This is a genomic window from Cellulomonas olei (assembly GCF_039548315.1).
Classification (GTDB): domain Bacteria; phylum Actinomycetota; class Actinomycetes; order Actinomycetales; family Cellulomonadaceae; genus Cellulomonas.
The window spans coordinates 15,921-30,876 of record NZ_JBCLVN010000022.1; the positions used below are offsets into that span (position 1 = coordinate 15,921).

The window sequence follows — 14,956 nt, forward strand, 5'->3', positions numbered from 1 at the left end:
TCGCGGCGGGCGGCGGCGCCGTCGACGATCGTATCGTTTCGATGATGCTGTGACGAGCCTTTTCCCGACGCGGCGGCGGGTGATCCGTGCCGGGTGCGCCGCGCCGGTCAGACGGGCGCGGGCACCGTGCGGGCGGGGTCCCAGGGCTGCGCCCAGCCGACCTCGTCCAGCAGCCGGTCCAGGACGAACGCGGTGAAGCCCCAGACCACCACGCCCCCGACGCGGAAGGCCGGGCCCCGGTACTCGCTGCCGTGGCGGTGCAGCACGGTGCTGACGCGGTTCTCCGGGTCCACCAGGTCCGCGACCGGCACGCGGAAGACGTCGACGGTCTCGGCCGGGTCCGCGGCCGCGACGGCGGACGGCTGCTGCCACCAGGCGACCACCGGCGTGACGAGGTTGCTGCTCACCGGCAGCGGCAGGGGCGGCAGCGTGCCGAGCACGCGCACGCCGGCGGGGTCGAGACCCGTCTCCTCCTGCGCCTCCCGCAGGGCCGCCGCCCGGGGGCCGTCGTCACCGGGGTCGACGCCGCCGCCGGGGAACGACACCTGGCCCGGGTGGTGGCCGAGGGTCGGGGAGCGGCGGGTCAGCAGCACGTCGAGGTCGGCGGCCACCGCCGGGTGGTCGGTCCGCGCGGCGACGTGGTCGAGGACGCCGAACAGCACCAGCACCGCCGAGCTGCGGACCGGGAGGTCCGACGCCGCGAACGCGCGCTCCGGGTCGGGCGCCCACACGGGACGGCGGTCGCACAGGCGCAGCAGGTCGTCCAGCGCCGCCGGTGCGCCCGCGCCCGGGTTCACGCGTGCTCCCGCACCGCCGCCGCGAACGCGGCCAGGCCCAGGTCGGCGCCCGGCCGCAGCGCCGCCAGGTGCTGACGGGAGCCGATCCGGATCGCCTCCGCCTCGCCCGGCTCGAGGCCCGCCGTCATCGCGGGGGTCGCGAGCCAGACGTCGAGCAGGGTGGGCTCCACCTCCAGGTGGAACTGCAGGCCGACGGCGCTGCCCGCCCGGAACGCCTGCACCGGCGTGGTGCCGGTGCGCGCGAGCAGCGTGGCGCCGTCCGGCAGGTCCACGGCGTCGTCGTGCCAGTGCAGCACCGTCGGGTGCGGCCCCGTCGCGGCCAGGAGCGGGTCCGGGGCCACGACGTCCACGGGGGCGAAGCCGATCTCCGTGCCGTGCCGCCGGTGCAGGCGGGCGCCGAGCGCCAGGGCGAGCAGCTGCATCCCGAGGCAGACGCCCAGGGTCGGGACGCCGGCGTCGACCGCCTCGGCGAGCAGCCGGCGCTCGGCGGCCAGGCCCGGGTGGCCGAGGTCGTCGTCCGCGTCCTGGGGCCCGCCCATGACGACGAGGCCGGCGAGGTCGCCGACCGCCGGCAGCCGCGGCGAGGGGTCGTCGACGACGGTCCGCGTGGTCATCGGCAGGCCGTCCAGTGCGCGGGCGACGAGGCCCGGGCCCTCGTGCGCGACGTGCGTGAGGACGAGGACGGGACGCGGCGAGGTCACCCCGCGACCCTAGCCTCCGGCCGGGCGCGGCGTGCGGCCGGGCGCGGGCCCGTCCGCCGGGTCGCGCGGCGCCCGCAGGTCCCGCAGCGCCCGACGCGCCGCGTACCAGCCGGACAGCCCGTGCACGCCCGGCCCGGGAGGGGCGGACGCCGAGCACAGGTAGACCCCGGGTGCGCCCGAGGCGTACGGGTCGAGCCGGGGGACCGGGCGGGTCGCCATGCTCCACAGCGACACCGCGCCGCCCGAGATGTCGCCGCCGACCAGGTTCGCGTCGTGCTCGGCGAGCCGCGCGGCGGGCAGCGCGTGCGAGGCGACGACCGTGTCCCGGAACCCGGGGGCGAACCGCTCGACCTGGCGGAGCACCGCCTCGGTGGGGTCGACGTCGGAGCCCGCCGGGACGTGCGCGTACGCCCAGACCGGCCGCAGGCCGCCGGCGCCGCGCCCGGGGTCCAGCGCGGCGGGGTCCGACAGCAGCGTCAGCGGCCGCTCGGCGTGCCGGCCGCGCCCGACGGCGGCCTCCGCCTCCACCACCTGGTCCCGGGTCCCGCCCAGGTGGACGGTGCCCGCGCGGTGCACCTCGGGGTGCGCCCAGGGGATCGGGCCGTCGACCACGAGGTCCACCTTCGCGGCGGCGTTGCCGTACCGGTACCCGGCGTACGCCCGCTGCAGCCGCGGGGGCATCGCGTCGCCGAACACCTGGGCGACCAGGCGCGGGGCCGTGTCGAACAGGTACGCGCGCGCCGGCGGCAGGTCGGCGCGGCGTGCGACGGGGTGGCCCGTCACCACGCGACCGCCGAGGCGCACCAGGTCGGCGTGGAGCGCGTCGACGATCGCCTGCGAGCCGCCGCGGACGACGGGCCAGCCGTGCTCCGCGTGCGCGAGGGTGGTGAGCAGCACGGCCGTGCCCGCCGCCGCCAGCGACGGCAGCGGCGTGATCGCGTGCCCGGCCACGCCCGTCAGCAGCGCCGCGCCCTCCTCGGTGCGCAGGGCCGACGGCACGACGGGCGAGCCGTTGCGCAGCACCCCCAGCGCGAACCGCGCCGCGGTGGCGACCGTGCGGGGCGTCGTGCCCGGCGGGACGCTGCGGCGGTCGCCGAGCGCCAGCGCCACGACGTCCTGCCACCGCGCGGACAGCGGGCCGAACAGCCGGCGCCACGCGTCACCGTCCGCCCCCAGCCCGTCGGCGGTGCGATCCAGGTCGCGGTAGGCCACGGCCGCCCGGCCGCCGTCGAGGGGCTGCGCGAACGACGCCTCCGGGGTGAGCAGGTCGAGGCGCTCGTGCAGGCGCAGCTCGCGGAAGAACGGCGACGCCCACGCCATCGGGTGCACCGCCGAGCAGATGTCGTGGACGATCCCCGGCGCCAGGCCGAGGTCGAGCGTCCGGGACCCGCCGCCGACCGTGTCCTGCGCCTCCAGCACCGTCACCGACAGCCCTGCACGGGCGAGCGTCACCGCGGCCGCGAGCCCGTTGGGGCCCGAGCCCACCACCACCGCGTCGACGTCGCCGCGGCCGGCGGGCGGGCGGGGGACGCGACGCCCCGGCCGGGCGCCACCGGGGACCCCGCCGCGGGGTGCGGCGGCGCCGCCGGTGCCGTGACGGGGACGGCCGTGACGGGGGCGCGTGGGGTCCGGGCTCATCGACCCGACGCTAGGCCGGACGCGGCGACCGCGCAGCCCCGGCGGCGGTCACGGCGCGCGCCCCGTGCGGGGCCGCGCGGGGGCGGGCTCCGGAGGGCGGGGGACCTCGTCGTCGGTCCGGAAGCCGATCGCCTTGTGCGACCCGTCGCAGAACGGCTTGATGGCGGACGCCCCGCACCGGCACAGGGCCACGGTGGCCCGCCGGCGGGGGACGACCTGCCCGGTCGCGTCGCGGAGCTCCACGTCCCCCCGCACGAGGATCGGGCCGTCGGGGCAGGCGGTGAGGACGACGGCGGGTGCGTCGCCGCGGCTGCCGGGGCTCATGCGGCGACCTCCAGGGACCGGGGGTGGACGGGGCGGTGCACGGCACGCAGCACGGGTGCGGTGGTCACGCCGCGCTCCCCACCGTCCACGGCCGCAGCAGCGAGCTCTCGCCGGTCGACCAGTGCTCCACGAGGTGCGCGCCGACCCGGCCGTCGACCTCCAGGCACGCGGCGGCGCCGAAGAGCACGTCGTCCCGCAGGTGCGGCTGCTGCTCCACGAGCGCCCCCGCGAGGTCGCGGCCCGCGATCTGCTCGTGCACCGCGTCGGCCTCGACGTGCTCGTCGAAGTACCAGGTCACGTCGGCGTCGTAGCCGTGCCGCCGGAACCCGTTGCCGTACAGCCGGTTCGGCTGCGATGACGTCATCTCGAACGCCGCCAGGTGCCCGACGACGCAGCCCCGCAGCCGCCGGTGCAGCCCGAACAGCGACATCGTGTTCACCGACGCCAGGGTCACCGCGGGCACGTCGTCGACGTAGCGGCCGTAGGTGTCGTCCAGCCCGAGGCCGCGCATCGTCCGCGCGAACAGCGCCGCGTGCATGCGCTCGGGACGGCCGCCGCCGTACTCGTCGGCCTGGATCTCCACGAGCGCGGCCTTCGGGGCGCCCAGGAGCCGGGGGATCGCCCACGTGTGCGGGTCGGCCTCCTTCAGCTGGTAGACCGAGCGGTGCACCAGGAGCTCGTGCAGCTGCTCGTCGGTGGCCTTGCGGGCCACGTACGCCGACAGGCCCGGTCCGGAGTCGCGGCCCGTCAGGTCGAACAGGGCTCGCGCGACCGCGGGGCCGAGCCCCTCGCGCGCGGAGTCCGCCTCGAGCTGCTCGACGAGGTCCTCCGGCACGCGGACCTCCGCACGCAGCCGCGCCTCGAACCGCTGCTCGACGACCGCCCGGGCGCGCAGCAGGTGCGGGTCCCACTCCATCCGGTCGTCCACGCCGTCGACGCCCTGGTGGTGCAGCTCGTACATCACCGTGAGCGCGAGCTGGACGTCCTCGTCCACCAGCACGTCCGGCGAGGCGTCGACGGCGCTCGCGGCCTGCTCGGCGAGCTCCGGGCCGACCTCACCCGCCGCGAGCGCGGTCAGCACGCTCCGGCTGAACGGTCCACGGGGGGCGGGTGCTCGCATCGTCGGGTCCTCCTGGCGCGCGTCGGGTCGGGTGCCCCGCTGCCAGAGGCGGCGCCCGCGTCCGCGCGGGCGGGTGCCGACGTCACGGTAGCCGCGGGTCGTCCGCCTCGCCCGTCGAGCCGCCCTGCCCGCCGGGTGCCGTCGCGGCGCCGGCCCAGCCGCGTGCCGTGGCCGCCACGACCTCCTCCCACGGGGTCGGACGGAGGCCGAACGTGGCGGTGGTGGCGGTCGCGTCGAGCAGGAACGGCCGCTCGACCTGCCACAGGACCTCTCCCAGCTCGCGCAGCACCGGGACGACCGCGCCCCCGGCCGTCAGCAGCGGGCGCGGCACCCGCCGCACGCGCGGGGCGGGGCGGGCCGGCGGCGCCGCGGCCACGAGGTCGGTGAGCGTCTGCCGCACCGAGCGCTCGGGCGGGCCGGGGACGTGCCACGCGCGCCCCCACGCCCGTGCGTCCCCCGCGACGACGGCGAGCGTGCGGGCCACGTCGGGCACGTACGAGAAGGCGTGCGGCGCGTCCGGGTCCCCGAACGACCAGACCGTGCGCCCCTGCAGGGCGGCGTCGGCGTAGCGCCGCAGCAGACCGCCGGCGCGCGGGACGGTCGGCCCGATGAAGTCCGACGCCCGCACCTCCGTCACCCGGACCCGGCCCGCCTCGTGCGCGGCGAGCGCCTCCTGCCACAGGCGCGCACGCAGCCGGCCCTTGTGCCCGGTCGCCGCCAGCGGGAGGTCGCGGTGCAGCGGGCCGTCCACGGGGCCGTACCCGTACAGGTTGCTCAGCGTCACCAGCACCGCGCCTCTGCGCTCCGCGACCGCGAGCAGGGAGGCGGCGACCGGGGGCCACCGCTCCTCCCACTGCTGGTACGGGCCGGGGTTCACGCAGTTCACGACCGCCGCGGCGCCGCGGGCGTGGACGGCGAGCGCGTCGGCGTCGGCCGCGTCGGCCGGCACGCACCGGACGCCCGGTGCGGAGGGGCCCCGGCCCGAGCGGCTCACCAGGGTCACGGTCTCGCCGCGCCCCGCGAGCAGGGTGGCCAGGGCGGAGCCGACGGAGCCGGCGCCGACGACGAGGACGGGCACGGGAGCCTCCCGGGGCCGGTGGGTGTGCGGGGTCGGCTCCAGTCTGCTGCGCGCACGCCGCGCGCGAGGGCGGTTCCGGGGGCGGGTCGACGTCGGCGCCGCGCCGGTGGTGGGCCGGTGCGGGGCCGGTTCCGGGCTGGTGGTGGGCCGGTTCCGGTCAGGCCAGGGCGAGGCCGTCGACGAGCTCCGCGCCCGGGGCCTGCGCCAGCAGGGCGCCCGGCAGGGCGATCTTGGACCGCCGCAGCCCCGAGCCGATGATCACCGTGCCGCCGGCGCCCTCGACCTCCGTCGCGACGGCGGCGTCCACCAGCACGCGGTAGCCCGTCGGGAGGCCGAGCGGCGTGATCCCGCCGTACTCCATGCCGGACTCCTCGACGGCGCGGTCCACCGGCAGGAACGAGGCCTTGCGGACGTCGAGCAGCCGCTTGACGGCGTTGTTCACGTCCGCGCGGCCCGTCGCCCGCACGACGGCCGCGGCGACCCGCTCCTCGCCGCCGCGCCGCCCCGCCACCAGGACGCAGTTCGCCGACACCGCCAGCGGCAGGTCGTACGCCTCGGTCATCGCGGCGGTGTCCGCGAGCCCCGGGTCGATCTCCGTCACGAGCACCTGGTCCGCCACCGCGGGCTCCACGGCGGCCCAGCCGGTCACGGCTGCGGCGGTGGGCTCCGCGAGCAGGTGCAGGTGGTCGACGGCGCGCAGCCAGGTCAGGTTCCCGAGCGTCAGCGGCATGGCCGCAGCGTAGCCAGCACGGCCGTCGGTGCCACCGGGTCGTCCGCCTCTCGGTCAGGATGGGGGCGTGCTCCCGCCGCCGCCGTCCGACCCGTTCGCCGCCGACCCGTACGTGCTGGTGCCCGCCGCGCCGCCCCGGGACGACTACCTGCGGCTGCGCCGCGACGCGGGTCTGACGCCCAAGCGGCCCGACCAGGCCGGCGGGGCCCTGGCGGGGAGCTGGTCGTGGTGCCACGTGCGGACGGCGGAGGGCCGGGTCGTCGCGATGGGGCGGGTGGTCGGCGACGGCGGCTGGTACTTCCTGGTCGCGGACATGGCGGTCGACCCCGGGCACCAGCGGCGCGGTCTGGGCCGCCGCGTGCTGACGCGCCTGCTCGACGACCTGCGCGCGCGGGCGCCCGAGGGTGCGTACGTCACGCTCGTGGCGGACCCGCCGGGCCGGCGGCTCTACGAGTCGCTGGGCTTCCGCGACGTCGCCCCCGGGGCCACCGGCATGGTGCTGGAGCTCGGGGAGGTCAGCGGGAGGACATCGGGCTGATCGTCGCCCGCCCGAGCGTGTGGAACAGGGCGGTGAACGCCACCGCCGTGGGCGTCGCGTCCCGCGGGACCTCGAGGTGCTCGACGTCGAGCGCGTGCACCGCGAACACGTACCGGTGCGGCCGGTCCCCGGGCGGCGGCGCGGCCCCCTCGTAGCCGGGCGTGCCCCCGTCCGCGCGGACGTGGAACGCCCCCTCGGGCAGCAGCGCACCGTCCGGCGATCCCGCGCCGCGGGGGAGCGAGGTCGTGCTCACGGGGACGTCCACGACCGTCCAGTGCCAGTACCCGGCGGGGGTCGGCGCGTCCGGGTCGAAGCAGCTCACGACGAACGAGCGCGTCCCCTCGGGGAACCCTGACCACTCCAGCGCGGGGGAGAGCCCCCCGCCGTCGGCGGTGAGCTCGGGGGCGAGCGGCTCGCCGTGCACGACGTCAGCGCTCGCCACGTCGAAGGCGGCGACGGACGGCAGCAGGGCGTACGGCTCGGGGGCGACGGGACGGGTCAGCGAGACGGCCATGGTCCTCCTCCGGGGCGGTCGCGGACGGTGCCGCGACGGGTGTGCCTGCGTCTCATCCTGCCCCCGCGCGCCGGTCCGCGCAGGGGCTCCGGCGTGTCCGCGACGGCGCGCCGGGCGTGGTCCCCAGGCGGCCCGGCGCCGGATTGACGGGTGCCGTCGTGTCGGCGTCTACTGGCACAATCGAACACGTGTTCGAACGACGGGGGCGGTGGGGACGGTGTCGGCCGTCCCGCCGCGCGGAGGGCGGGACGGAGGTGGAGCGGTGAGCGCGGCGGACGCGGTGACCCAGCAGGAGCGGATCGCCCGCGCCCGGGCGGCCCTCGCGCACGCCGAGCTGCGGACCGGGGCACGCAGTCTGGCACGCGGGGCCGACCACAGGGACGACCACGGGACCGGCCACAGGGCCGGCCACGGGGTGGACGGGGGCACCGACTCTCCGGGACGCGAGGCGGGGGGTGCCGACCACCACCCCGTCCACGGCACCGCGGCGCTCGCGGTCGCGGTCCGCCCTGACACGGAGGGGCTCCCGGGCTCGACGCCGTCGGCCGGGCCCGTGGCCGTCCCCGACCTGCCCGGCCACGTCCCGTCGCCGTCGCGGCCCGCCGCACGCGGCCCGGTGCTGCTGACCGACCGGCCGCCGCTGGCCGTGCCGCCCGCGCTGACCCCGCTGCTGCCCGACGGCCTGCGCCGCGGCAGCACCACCGCGGTCCTCGGCTCCACCTCGCTGGTGCTCGCGATGATCGCGGCGGCCTGCACGGCGCGCGAGGCGTGGGCGGCGGTGGTCGGGCAGCCCAGCCTCGGCCTGCTGGCCGCCGCCCAGTCCGGTGTCGCCCTGGCGCGGCTCGCGGTCGTGCCGCGCCCCGGGGTGGACTCCCCGACCGTCGTCGCCGCCCTGCTCGACGGGATCGACGTCGTCGTGGTCGGCCCGGGGGCGACCCTCGCCGACGCCGACCGCCGCCGGCTCATGGCGCGCGCCCGCGACCGCGGGTCCGTGCTGCTGGCCACCTCGCCGTGGCCCGGGGCGGGCTGCGTGCTGACCGTCGAGGGCGGCCGGTGGACCGGGGTGGGCGACGGCGACGGCCGCCTGCGGGCGCACGAGCTCCGGATCACCCGCACCGGCCGCGGTGGCGCCGGCCGCGCCCAGGACCTGCGTGTGGTCCTGCCGCTCGAGGCCGGCGCCGACCCGTACGCCCCGCCGGCGGTCCCCGCCACCTCCGCGTCCGGTGAGGCGGACCGCCCCGGCCTGAGGCTGGTCGGATGAGCACCCGCACCACCGTCGTCTGGGTGCCGGACTGGCCGGTCGTCGCCGCGGTGCGGGCCGCCGACGTGCCGCCGCACCTGCCCGCCGCCGTGCAGTCCGGCGCACGCCTGACCGCCGTGTCCGCGCTCGCCCGGGCCCAGGGCGTGCGCCGGGGGATGCGTCGACGCCAGGCGCAGGGCGTCTGCCCGGAGGTCGTCCTGCTGCCCGCCGACGACGACCGCGACGCCCGGCTGTTCGAGCCGGTCGCGGCGGCCACCGAGTCGGTCGTCGCCGGCGTCGAGGTCGCCCGCCCCGGGCTGCTGCTGCTCCCCGCCGACGGCGCGGCCCGCTTCCACGGCACTGAGGAGACCCTCGCCGAGCGCCTGGTGTCCGCCGTCGCCGAGCGCACCGGCCACGAGTGCCAGGTCGGCACCGCCGACGGGCTGCTGGCGGCGATCCTCGCGGCCCGCACCGACGACGTCGTCCCGCCGGGCCGCTCCCGGGAGTTCCTGGCGCCGCGCCAGGTCGGGGAGATCGGTACGGCCGCGATGCAGGACGACGCCCTCCGGGCCGTGACCGACCTCGTCGACCTGCTGCGCCGGCTCGGGCTGCGAACCCTCGGGGACCTCGCGGCGCTCGCGGCGGGAGACGTGCACGCGCGGTTCGGCGGCTGGGGCACGTGGGCCTGGACCCTGGCGCGCGGGGACGACCTGCGCCCGCCCGCCCGCCGCCGCCCCGAGACCGACCTCGAGGTCGCCACCGCCCTCGACCCGCCCGCGCACCGGGTGGACGTCGCGACGTTCGCCGGCCGGCGCCTGGCGGAGGAGCTGCACACCCTGCTCACGGAGCAGTCGCTGACCTGCGGGCGGCTGCGCATCGCCGCCCGGACGGACGCCGGCGAGGAGCTCACCCGCACCTGGCGGACGGACCTCGGCGGCCTCGGCGGGCTGTCCGCGGCGCGGATCACCGACCGGGTGCGCTGGCAGCTCGAGGGCTGGCTCACCGCGGCGGCGGTCGAGCGGGGCGGCCGGGCGGAGCCCGAGCACGACGAGGGGGCCGAGCCCGTCGGGCTCGTCGCCCTCGCCATCACCGCCGAGGACGTCGCCGCCGCCGGCGCCGAGCAGGGCCGGCTGTGGGGCGGCCCGTCCGGCGGTGACCTGCGGGCGCACCGCGCGCTCGACCGCGTGCAGGGCCTGCTCGGCGGGGACGGCGTGCTCACCGCCGCCCTGCAGGGCGGCCGGGACGTCCGCGACCGCGTGCACCTGCAGCCCTGGGGGGCGCAGGCTGCCGCACCCCGGCCCGCGGACCGGCCGTGGCCGGGCCGCCTCCCGGAACCGGCACCCGCCACCGTGCCCGTCCGACCCGCGCCCGTGGAGGTGCTCGACGCCCGGGGGCGGCCGGTGTGGTTCGACGGGCGCCTCGTGATGACCGCGCCGCCCGCCCGGGTGCGGACCCCCGGCACCGACCGCCGCCCCGCCGCGGAGCACGAGGTCGCCGGCTGGGCGGGCCCGTGGCCGCTGGCCGAACGGTGGTGGGCACCCGACCGGGCGGAGCTGCGCGTGCACGTGCAGGCCACCCTCGCCGACGGGCGCGCCCTGCTGCTCGCCTGGCGCCCCGACGGCTGGACCTGCGAGGCCGTCTATGACTGACGCCCCCCGCTACGCGGAGCTGCACGCGCACTCGGCGTTCAGCTTCCTCGACGGCGCGAGCCAGCCGGAGGAGCTCGCCGCCGAGGCGCACCGGCTCGGGCTCAGCGCGCTCGCGCTCACCGACCACGACGGGCTGTACGGCGTCGTGCGGTTCTCCGAGGCCGCCCGGCGCGTCGGGCTGCCCACCGTCTTCGGTGCCGAGCTGCACCTGCCCGTCCCCGGGCTCACCGGCCCGGACGTGCTCGACCCGCCCACGGGCGTGCCCGACCCCCGCGCCCTGCACCTCCCGGTCCTGGCGCGGGGCCCCGACGGCTACCGGGCGCTGTCCCGCGCCATCGCCGAGGGCCACCTCGCCACCGGCACCAAGGGCGCCGCGGAGTACCGGCTGGAGTCCCTCGCCGAGCAGGCGGACGGACGCTGGCTCGTGCTCACCGGGTGCCGCAAGGGACCCGTGCGGCACGCCCTCACCGACGGCGGCCGGACCCCCGGCGTCGCGCCTCGTGGCCCCGAGCGGGCGCGCGCCGAGCTCGACCGGCTCGCCGCCCTCTTCGGCCGGGACAACGTCGCGGTCGAGGTCACGCAGTCCGGCGGGCCGTTCGACTCGGAGACGGCCGACGCCCTCGCCGCGCTCGCCCGGGACGCCGGGCTGCCGCTGGTCGCCACCGGCAACGTGCACTACGCCACCCCGCGGGACGCCGACCTGGCGATGGCGCTCGCGGCCGTGCGGGCCCGCTCGTCGATGGAGGACCTCGACGGCTGGCTGCCCGGCGCGCCCACCGCGCACCTCGCGTCCGCCACGGAGATGCTGCACCGGCACCGGCGGAACCCGCAGGCCGTCGCGACCGCCGCCGCCCTGGGCGACGAGTGCGCGTTCGACCTGCACCTCGTCGCCCCGCAGCTCCCGCCTTACCCCGTGCCTCCCGGCCACACCGAGGCGACCTGGCTGCGCGAGCTCGTCCGCCGCGGCGCCCTGGAGCGGTACGGCCCGCCCGAGGCCGAGCGGGTCCCCGGCGCCTACGCGCAGCTCGAGCACGAGCTGCGCGTCATCGAGGACCTCGGCTTCCCCGGCTACTTCCTGGTGGTCTACGACCTGGTCGACTTCTGCCACCGCAACGGCATCCTCGCCCAGGGCCGTGGGTCCGCCGCGAACTCCGCCGTCTGCTTCGCGCTGAAGGTCACCGCCGTCGACGCCGTGCAGCACGGCCTGCTGTTCGAGCGGTTCCTCGCCCCCGAGCGCGACGGGCCGCCCGACATCGACGTGGACATCGAGTCGGGCCGCCGCGAGGAGGTCATCCAGTACGTCTACGCGAAGCACGGCCGCACGCACGCCGCCCAGGTCGCGAACGTCATCTCGTACCGCGCCCGGTCCGCGGTCCGGGACGCCGCCCGGGCGCTCGGCTACGACGTCGGGCAGCAGGACGCGTGGAGCAAGTCGATCGAGCGCTGGGGCACGCTGCGAGGGCCCCAGCCGGTGCACCCGTGGTGGTCCGGCGAGAACCGGGTGCCCGCCGACACCGTGCCAGCCGACACCGTGCCGGCGGGCACGGTGCCCGCCGGCGCGACGCCCGGCACCGTGCCCGCCGGCGCCCCTCCCCGGACGTCGGCGGCCGCCGCGCAGGACGCCGGCTACGCCGCGCAGCAGCGCGACCCCGACGGCGTGGTGTGGGGCTGGAACCACGAGCCCGGCACCCCGCCCGCGCCCCGGCGTCCGGCGGGGCACGACGACACCGACGGCCGCCCGGGGCAGCCCACCGCCGACGGCCACGACGTCGTCCCGGCGCACCGGCCGCCGCCCGCCGCGGACCTGGACGAGATCCCCGACCAGGTCGTCGACCTGGCCGACCGGTTCCTGCGCCTGCCGCGCCACCTCGGCATCCACTCCGGCGGCATGGTGATGTGCGACCGCCCGGTCATCGAGGTGTGCCCCGTCGAGTGGGCGCGGATGGAGGGGCGCACGGTCCTGCAGTGGGACAAGGACGACTGCGCGGACGCCGGGCTGGTGAAGTTCGACCTGCTGGGGCTGGGGATGCTCACCGCGCTGCGGCTCGCGTTCGACGAGGTGCGCAAGCAGGGCGGCCCGGCCCTCGACCTGCACGCCCTGCCGGACGAGGACCCGCTGGTCTACGACCTGCTGTGCGCGGCGGACACGGTCGGGGTGTTCCAGGTCGAGTCCCGCGCCCAGATGGGGACGTTGCCGCGCCTGCAGCCGCGGAGCTTCTACGGGATCGTCGTGGAGGTCGCGCTCATCCGCCCCGGGCCGATCCAGGGCGGCTCCGTGCACCCCTACATCGAGCGCTACCAGGGGCGCCAGCCCATCACGTACGCGCACCCGAAGCTCGTGAAGTCGCTGGAGCGCACCCTCGGCGTCCCGCTGTTCCAGGAGCAGCTCATGCAGATGGCGATCGACGTCGCCGACTTCACGCCCGCGGAGGCCGACCAGCTCCGGCGCGCGATGGGCTCCAAGCGCAGCATCGAGAAGATGGAGGCCCTGCGCGCCCGGCTGATGTCCGGCATGGAGCGCAACGGCCTGCCCGAGGACGTCCGCGAGGAGGTCTACGAGAAGCTCAAGGCGTTCGCCGACTTCGGGTTCCCCGAGTCGCACGCGTACTCCTTCGCGTTCCTGGTCTACGCCAGCGCGTGGCTCAAGGTGCACCACCCGGCCGCGTTCTACGCCGGGCTGCTCGCCGCGCAGCCCATGGGGTTCTACTCCCCGCAGACGCTCGTGGCCGACGCCCGCCGGCACGGCATCGAGGTGCTGCGCCCGGACGTCCAGCGCTCCGGGGTGCAGGCCGTCGTCGAGCGGGTCCGGCCCGAGCCTCCCGGTGGCGAGCCCCTCCTGACCCCCCGGCAGTCCGGGACCGCGCCCGTGCCGCGTGCGCCGGGCGCAGCCGCGGGGGAGTCCGTCCGGTCGCTCGCGGTCCGGGTCGGGCTCGCCTCGATCCGGTCCGTGGGGGAGAAGGTCGCCGAGCGGATCGTGGCCGAGCGGGACGCCCACGGGCCGTTCGCCGACCTGCGGGACCTCGTGCGCCGGGTCGAGCTCAGCACCGCGCAGCTCGAGGCCCTCGCGACCGGCGGCGCGCTCGAGCCGCTGGGCGTCACCCGGCGGGAGGCCCTGTGGGCGGCGGGCGCCCTCGCGCAGGAGGGACCCGACACCCTGCCGGGCGTCTCCGTCGGCGTGCAGGCGCCGACCCTGCCGGGCATGAGCCCCGTCGAGCTCGCCGTCGCGGACGTGTGGGCCACCGGCGTCACCGTGGACTCCTACCCGACGCAGTACGTCCGCGACGGCCTCGACGCGGCGGGCGTGCTGCGCGTCGAGCAGACCTACCACCACGACCCGGGCCGTCGGGTCGCCGTCGCCGGCGTCGTCACCCACCGGCAGCGCCCCGGGACGGCGGGCGGGGTCACGTTCCTGTCCCTGGAGGACGAGACCGGGCTGCTGAACGTCGTCTGCAGCACCGGGCTGTGGCAGCGGTTCCGCAAGGTCGCCCGCACCTCGCGCGCGCTGGTGGTCCGGGGGAGGCTGGAGCGCGCCGACGGCGCCACGAACCTCGTCGCCGAGCACCTGTCGCCGCTGTCCCTGCAGGTCGCCACGACCTCCCGGGACTTCCAGTGACCCCGCGACCCCGGTGGCCACCGGCCCGGCGCACCGACCTGCCTACACTGCGGCGATGCCCCTCCTCGGCCCGCTCGTCGCGTACCTGCCCACCCCGCGCGGACCCGAGGGCGAGGTGCGCACCGACCCGCTGGAGGACCTCGTCGACCGCGCGGTCCGCGCCGGCGTCTCGGGCGTCGCGGTGCTCGGCAGCACCGGCGGCTGGCCGTACCTCACCGCCGGCGAGCGGCGGATGGTCGTCGAGGCGGGAGTCGCCGCGGCGGACGGCCGGGTGCCGGTCGTCGCGGGCGTCGGGGCGTTCACCACCGACGAGGTCGTCATGCACACGATCGTCGCCGAGCGAGCTGGCGTCGACGCCGTGCTGCTGCCCACGCTGGCGTACCTGCCGCTGACCGAGGACGAAGTGCTGGGGCTCGTCGAGGACGTCGCGGGCGCCGCGCGGGTGCCCGTGTGGCTCTACCACAACCCCGTGAGCACGAGCTTCCGGTACTCCGTCGAGCTGCTGGCCCGCGCCGCGCAGACCCCGGGCGTCGGCGGGGTCAAGGACCGGGGGAGCGACGCCGTCGAGCTGCGCGACCGCGTGCGCGCGCTCAACTCGGCCGTGCCGCCGCACGTCGAGCTCGGGTGCAGCGGCGACCTGCTCGGGCTCGAGGGGCTGCTGGCCGGTGCCCGCACCTGGCACTCGGGCCTCGCGGCGGCGCTGCCCGAGTGGTACGTCGCGGTCGCCGGCGCCGCGGCGGACGGCCGGGAGGACGAGGCCCGGGCGCTGATGTCCCGGCTGGCACCGGTGGCGGAGCTGGTGCTCGGCCTCGGCGGCGCACGCGCCGTGCACGCCGTGGCGACCCTGCGGGGCGTCGACACCGGCGAGCTGCCGGCGCCGCTGCGCCCCGTCGACCGCGACGGGGTCGCCGCCCTCGACCGGGCGCTCGAGTCCCTCGGGGAGCCGCCGCGCGCGTCGTCGCCGGACGCGTAGGACGACCCGCCGCAGGAGCCGGGGCCGACCAGCCCGCGACG

13 protein-coding genes are annotated in these 14,956 nt (G+C 78.2%); 5 read left to right on the top strand and 8 right to left on the bottom strand.

Annotated features, from left to right (window positions below):
* Positions 1-107: 107 nt before the first annotated feature.
* The 7 genes from AAHH18_RS08515 to AAHH18_RS08545 all read right to left on the bottom strand — a co-directional run bounded on the left by AAHH18_RS08515 (position 108) and on the right by AAHH18_RS08545 (position 6,388).
* Positions 108-797, bottom strand: coding sequence for an NUDIX hydrolase (locus AAHH18_RS08515; protein ID WP_459349102.1), 690 nt, complete (start codon positions 795-797; stop codon positions 108-110).
* Positions 794-1,498: a type 1 glutamine amidotransferase gene (locus tag AAHH18_RS08520; protein WP_283320553.1), complete on the bottom strand. Its 705-nt coding sequence runs from the start codon at positions 1,496-1,498 to the stop codon at positions 794-796. The genes AAHH18_RS08515 and AAHH18_RS08520 overlap by 4 nt, the downstream gene beginning before the upstream one ends.
* 9 nt (positions 1,499-1,507) lie before the next feature.
* Positions 1,508-3,136, bottom strand: a complete 1,629-nt coding sequence (locus tag AAHH18_RS08525) for a phytoene desaturase family protein (RefSeq protein WP_343301310.1) — start codon at positions 3,134-3,136, stop codon at positions 1,508-1,510.
* Positions 3,137-3,184: 48 nt separating this feature from the next.
* Positions 3,185-3,460 (bottom strand): CDGSH iron-sulfur domain-containing protein, encoded by a 276-nt coding sequence (locus AAHH18_RS08530; protein WP_343301311.1) that lies wholly within the window; start codon positions 3,458-3,460, stop codon positions 3,185-3,187.
* 64 nt (positions 3,461-3,524) lie between these two features.
* A complete protein-coding gene (locus AAHH18_RS08535) occupies positions 3,525-4,580 on the bottom strand; it encodes an iron-containing redox enzyme family protein (RefSeq protein WP_343301312.1) in 1,056 nt (351 codons plus the stop codon).
* A gap of 82 nt (positions 4,581-4,662) precedes the next feature.
* Positions 4,663-5,658, bottom strand: a complete 996-nt coding sequence (locus tag AAHH18_RS08540; protein WP_343301313.1) for an NAD-dependent epimerase/dehydratase family protein — start codon at positions 5,656-5,658, stop codon at positions 4,663-4,665.
* Positions 5,659-5,815: 157 nt separating this feature from the next.
* Positions 5,816-6,388 carry a YbaK/EbsC family protein gene (locus tag AAHH18_RS08545; RefSeq protein WP_283320547.1) on the bottom strand — a complete coding sequence of 191 codons (573 nt, stop codon included), beginning with the start codon at positions 6,386-6,388 and terminating at the stop codon, positions 5,816-5,818.
* 67 nt (positions 6,389-6,455) lie between these two features.
* On the opposite strand from AAHH18_RS08545, the gene AAHH18_RS08550 reads away from it, so the two are divergent.
* Positions 6,456-6,926, top strand: coding sequence for a GNAT family N-acetyltransferase (locus AAHH18_RS08550; RefSeq protein WP_343301314.1), 471 nt, complete (start codon positions 6,456-6,458; stop codon positions 6,924-6,926).
* On the opposite strand, the gene AAHH18_RS08555 is transcribed toward AAHH18_RS08550, so the two are convergent.
* The gene (locus AAHH18_RS08555) at positions 6,904-7,440 is read right to left on the bottom strand and encodes a YbhB/YbcL family Raf kinase inhibitor-like protein (protein ID WP_343301315.1); all 537 of its coding nucleotides are present in this window, start codon (positions 7,438-7,440) and stop codon (positions 6,904-6,906) included. The two genes, AAHH18_RS08550 and AAHH18_RS08555, sit on opposite strands and share 23 nt — an antisense overlap.
* Before the next feature lie 262 nt (positions 7,441-7,702).
* Between AAHH18_RS08555 and AAHH18_RS08560 the strand changes: the two genes are divergently transcribed.
* Genes AAHH18_RS08560 through AAHH18_RS08575 form a run of 4 tightly spaced genes read left to right on the top strand, consistent with a single transcriptional unit; the run spans position 7,703 to position 14,915 of the window.
* A complete protein-coding gene (locus AAHH18_RS08560; RefSeq protein WP_343301316.1) occupies positions 7,703-8,701 on the top strand; it encodes a hypothetical protein in 999 nt (332 codons plus the stop codon).
* Entirely contained in the window at positions 8,698-10,329 is a 1,632-nt protein-coding gene (locus tag AAHH18_RS08565) for a DNA polymerase Y family protein (RefSeq protein WP_343301317.1), read from the top strand. Before AAHH18_RS08560 ends, AAHH18_RS08565 begins: the two co-directional genes overlap by 4 nt.
* Complete coding sequence (locus AAHH18_RS08570; protein WP_343301318.1) at positions 10,322-13,942, top strand: error-prone DNA polymerase; 3,621 nt, start codon at positions 10,322-10,324, stop codon at positions 13,940-13,942. Before AAHH18_RS08565 ends, AAHH18_RS08570 begins: the two co-directional genes overlap by 8 nt.
* 55 nt (positions 13,943-13,997) lie before the next feature.
* Positions 13,998-14,915 carry a dihydrodipicolinate synthase family protein gene (locus AAHH18_RS08575; protein WP_343301319.1) on the top strand — a complete coding sequence of 306 codons (918 nt, stop codon included), beginning with the start codon at positions 13,998-14,000 and terminating at the stop codon, positions 14,913-14,915.
* Positions 14,916-14,956 lie beyond the last annotated feature (41 nt).

Excerpts from the sequence above, each read along its gene's own strand:
- AAHH18_RS08570 (WP_343301318.1), top strand. The coding sequence starts at position 10,322 with ATGACTGACGCCCCCCGCTACGCGGAGCTGCACGCGCACTCGGCGTTC.
- AAHH18_RS08525 (WP_343301310.1), bottom strand. The coding sequence starts at position 3,136 with ATGAGCCCGGACCCCACGCGCCCCCGTCACGGCCGTCCCCGTCACGGC.
- AAHH18_RS08565 (WP_343301317.1), top strand. The coding sequence starts at position 8,698 with ATGAGCACCCGCACCACCGTCGTCTGGGTGCCGGACTGGCCGGTCGTC.
- AAHH18_RS08545 (WP_283320547.1), bottom strand. The coding sequence starts at position 6,388 with ATGCCGCTGACGCTCGGGAACCTGACCTGGCTGCGCGCCGTCGACCAC.
- AAHH18_RS08555 (WP_343301315.1), bottom strand. The coding sequence starts at position 7,440 with ATGGCCGTCTCGCTGACCCGTCCCGTCGCCCCCGAGCCGTACGCCCTG.
- AAHH18_RS08575 (WP_343301319.1), top strand. The coding sequence starts at position 13,998 with ATGCCCCTCCTCGGCCCGCTCGTCGCGTACCTGCCCACCCCGCGCGGA.
- AAHH18_RS08535 (WP_343301312.1), bottom strand. The coding sequence starts at position 4,580 with ATGCGAGCACCCGCCCCCCGTGGACCGTTCAGCCGGAGCGTGCTGACC.
- AAHH18_RS08530 (WP_343301311.1), bottom strand. The coding sequence starts at position 3,460 with ATGAGCCCCGGCAGCCGCGGCGACGCACCCGCCGTCGTCCTCACCGCC.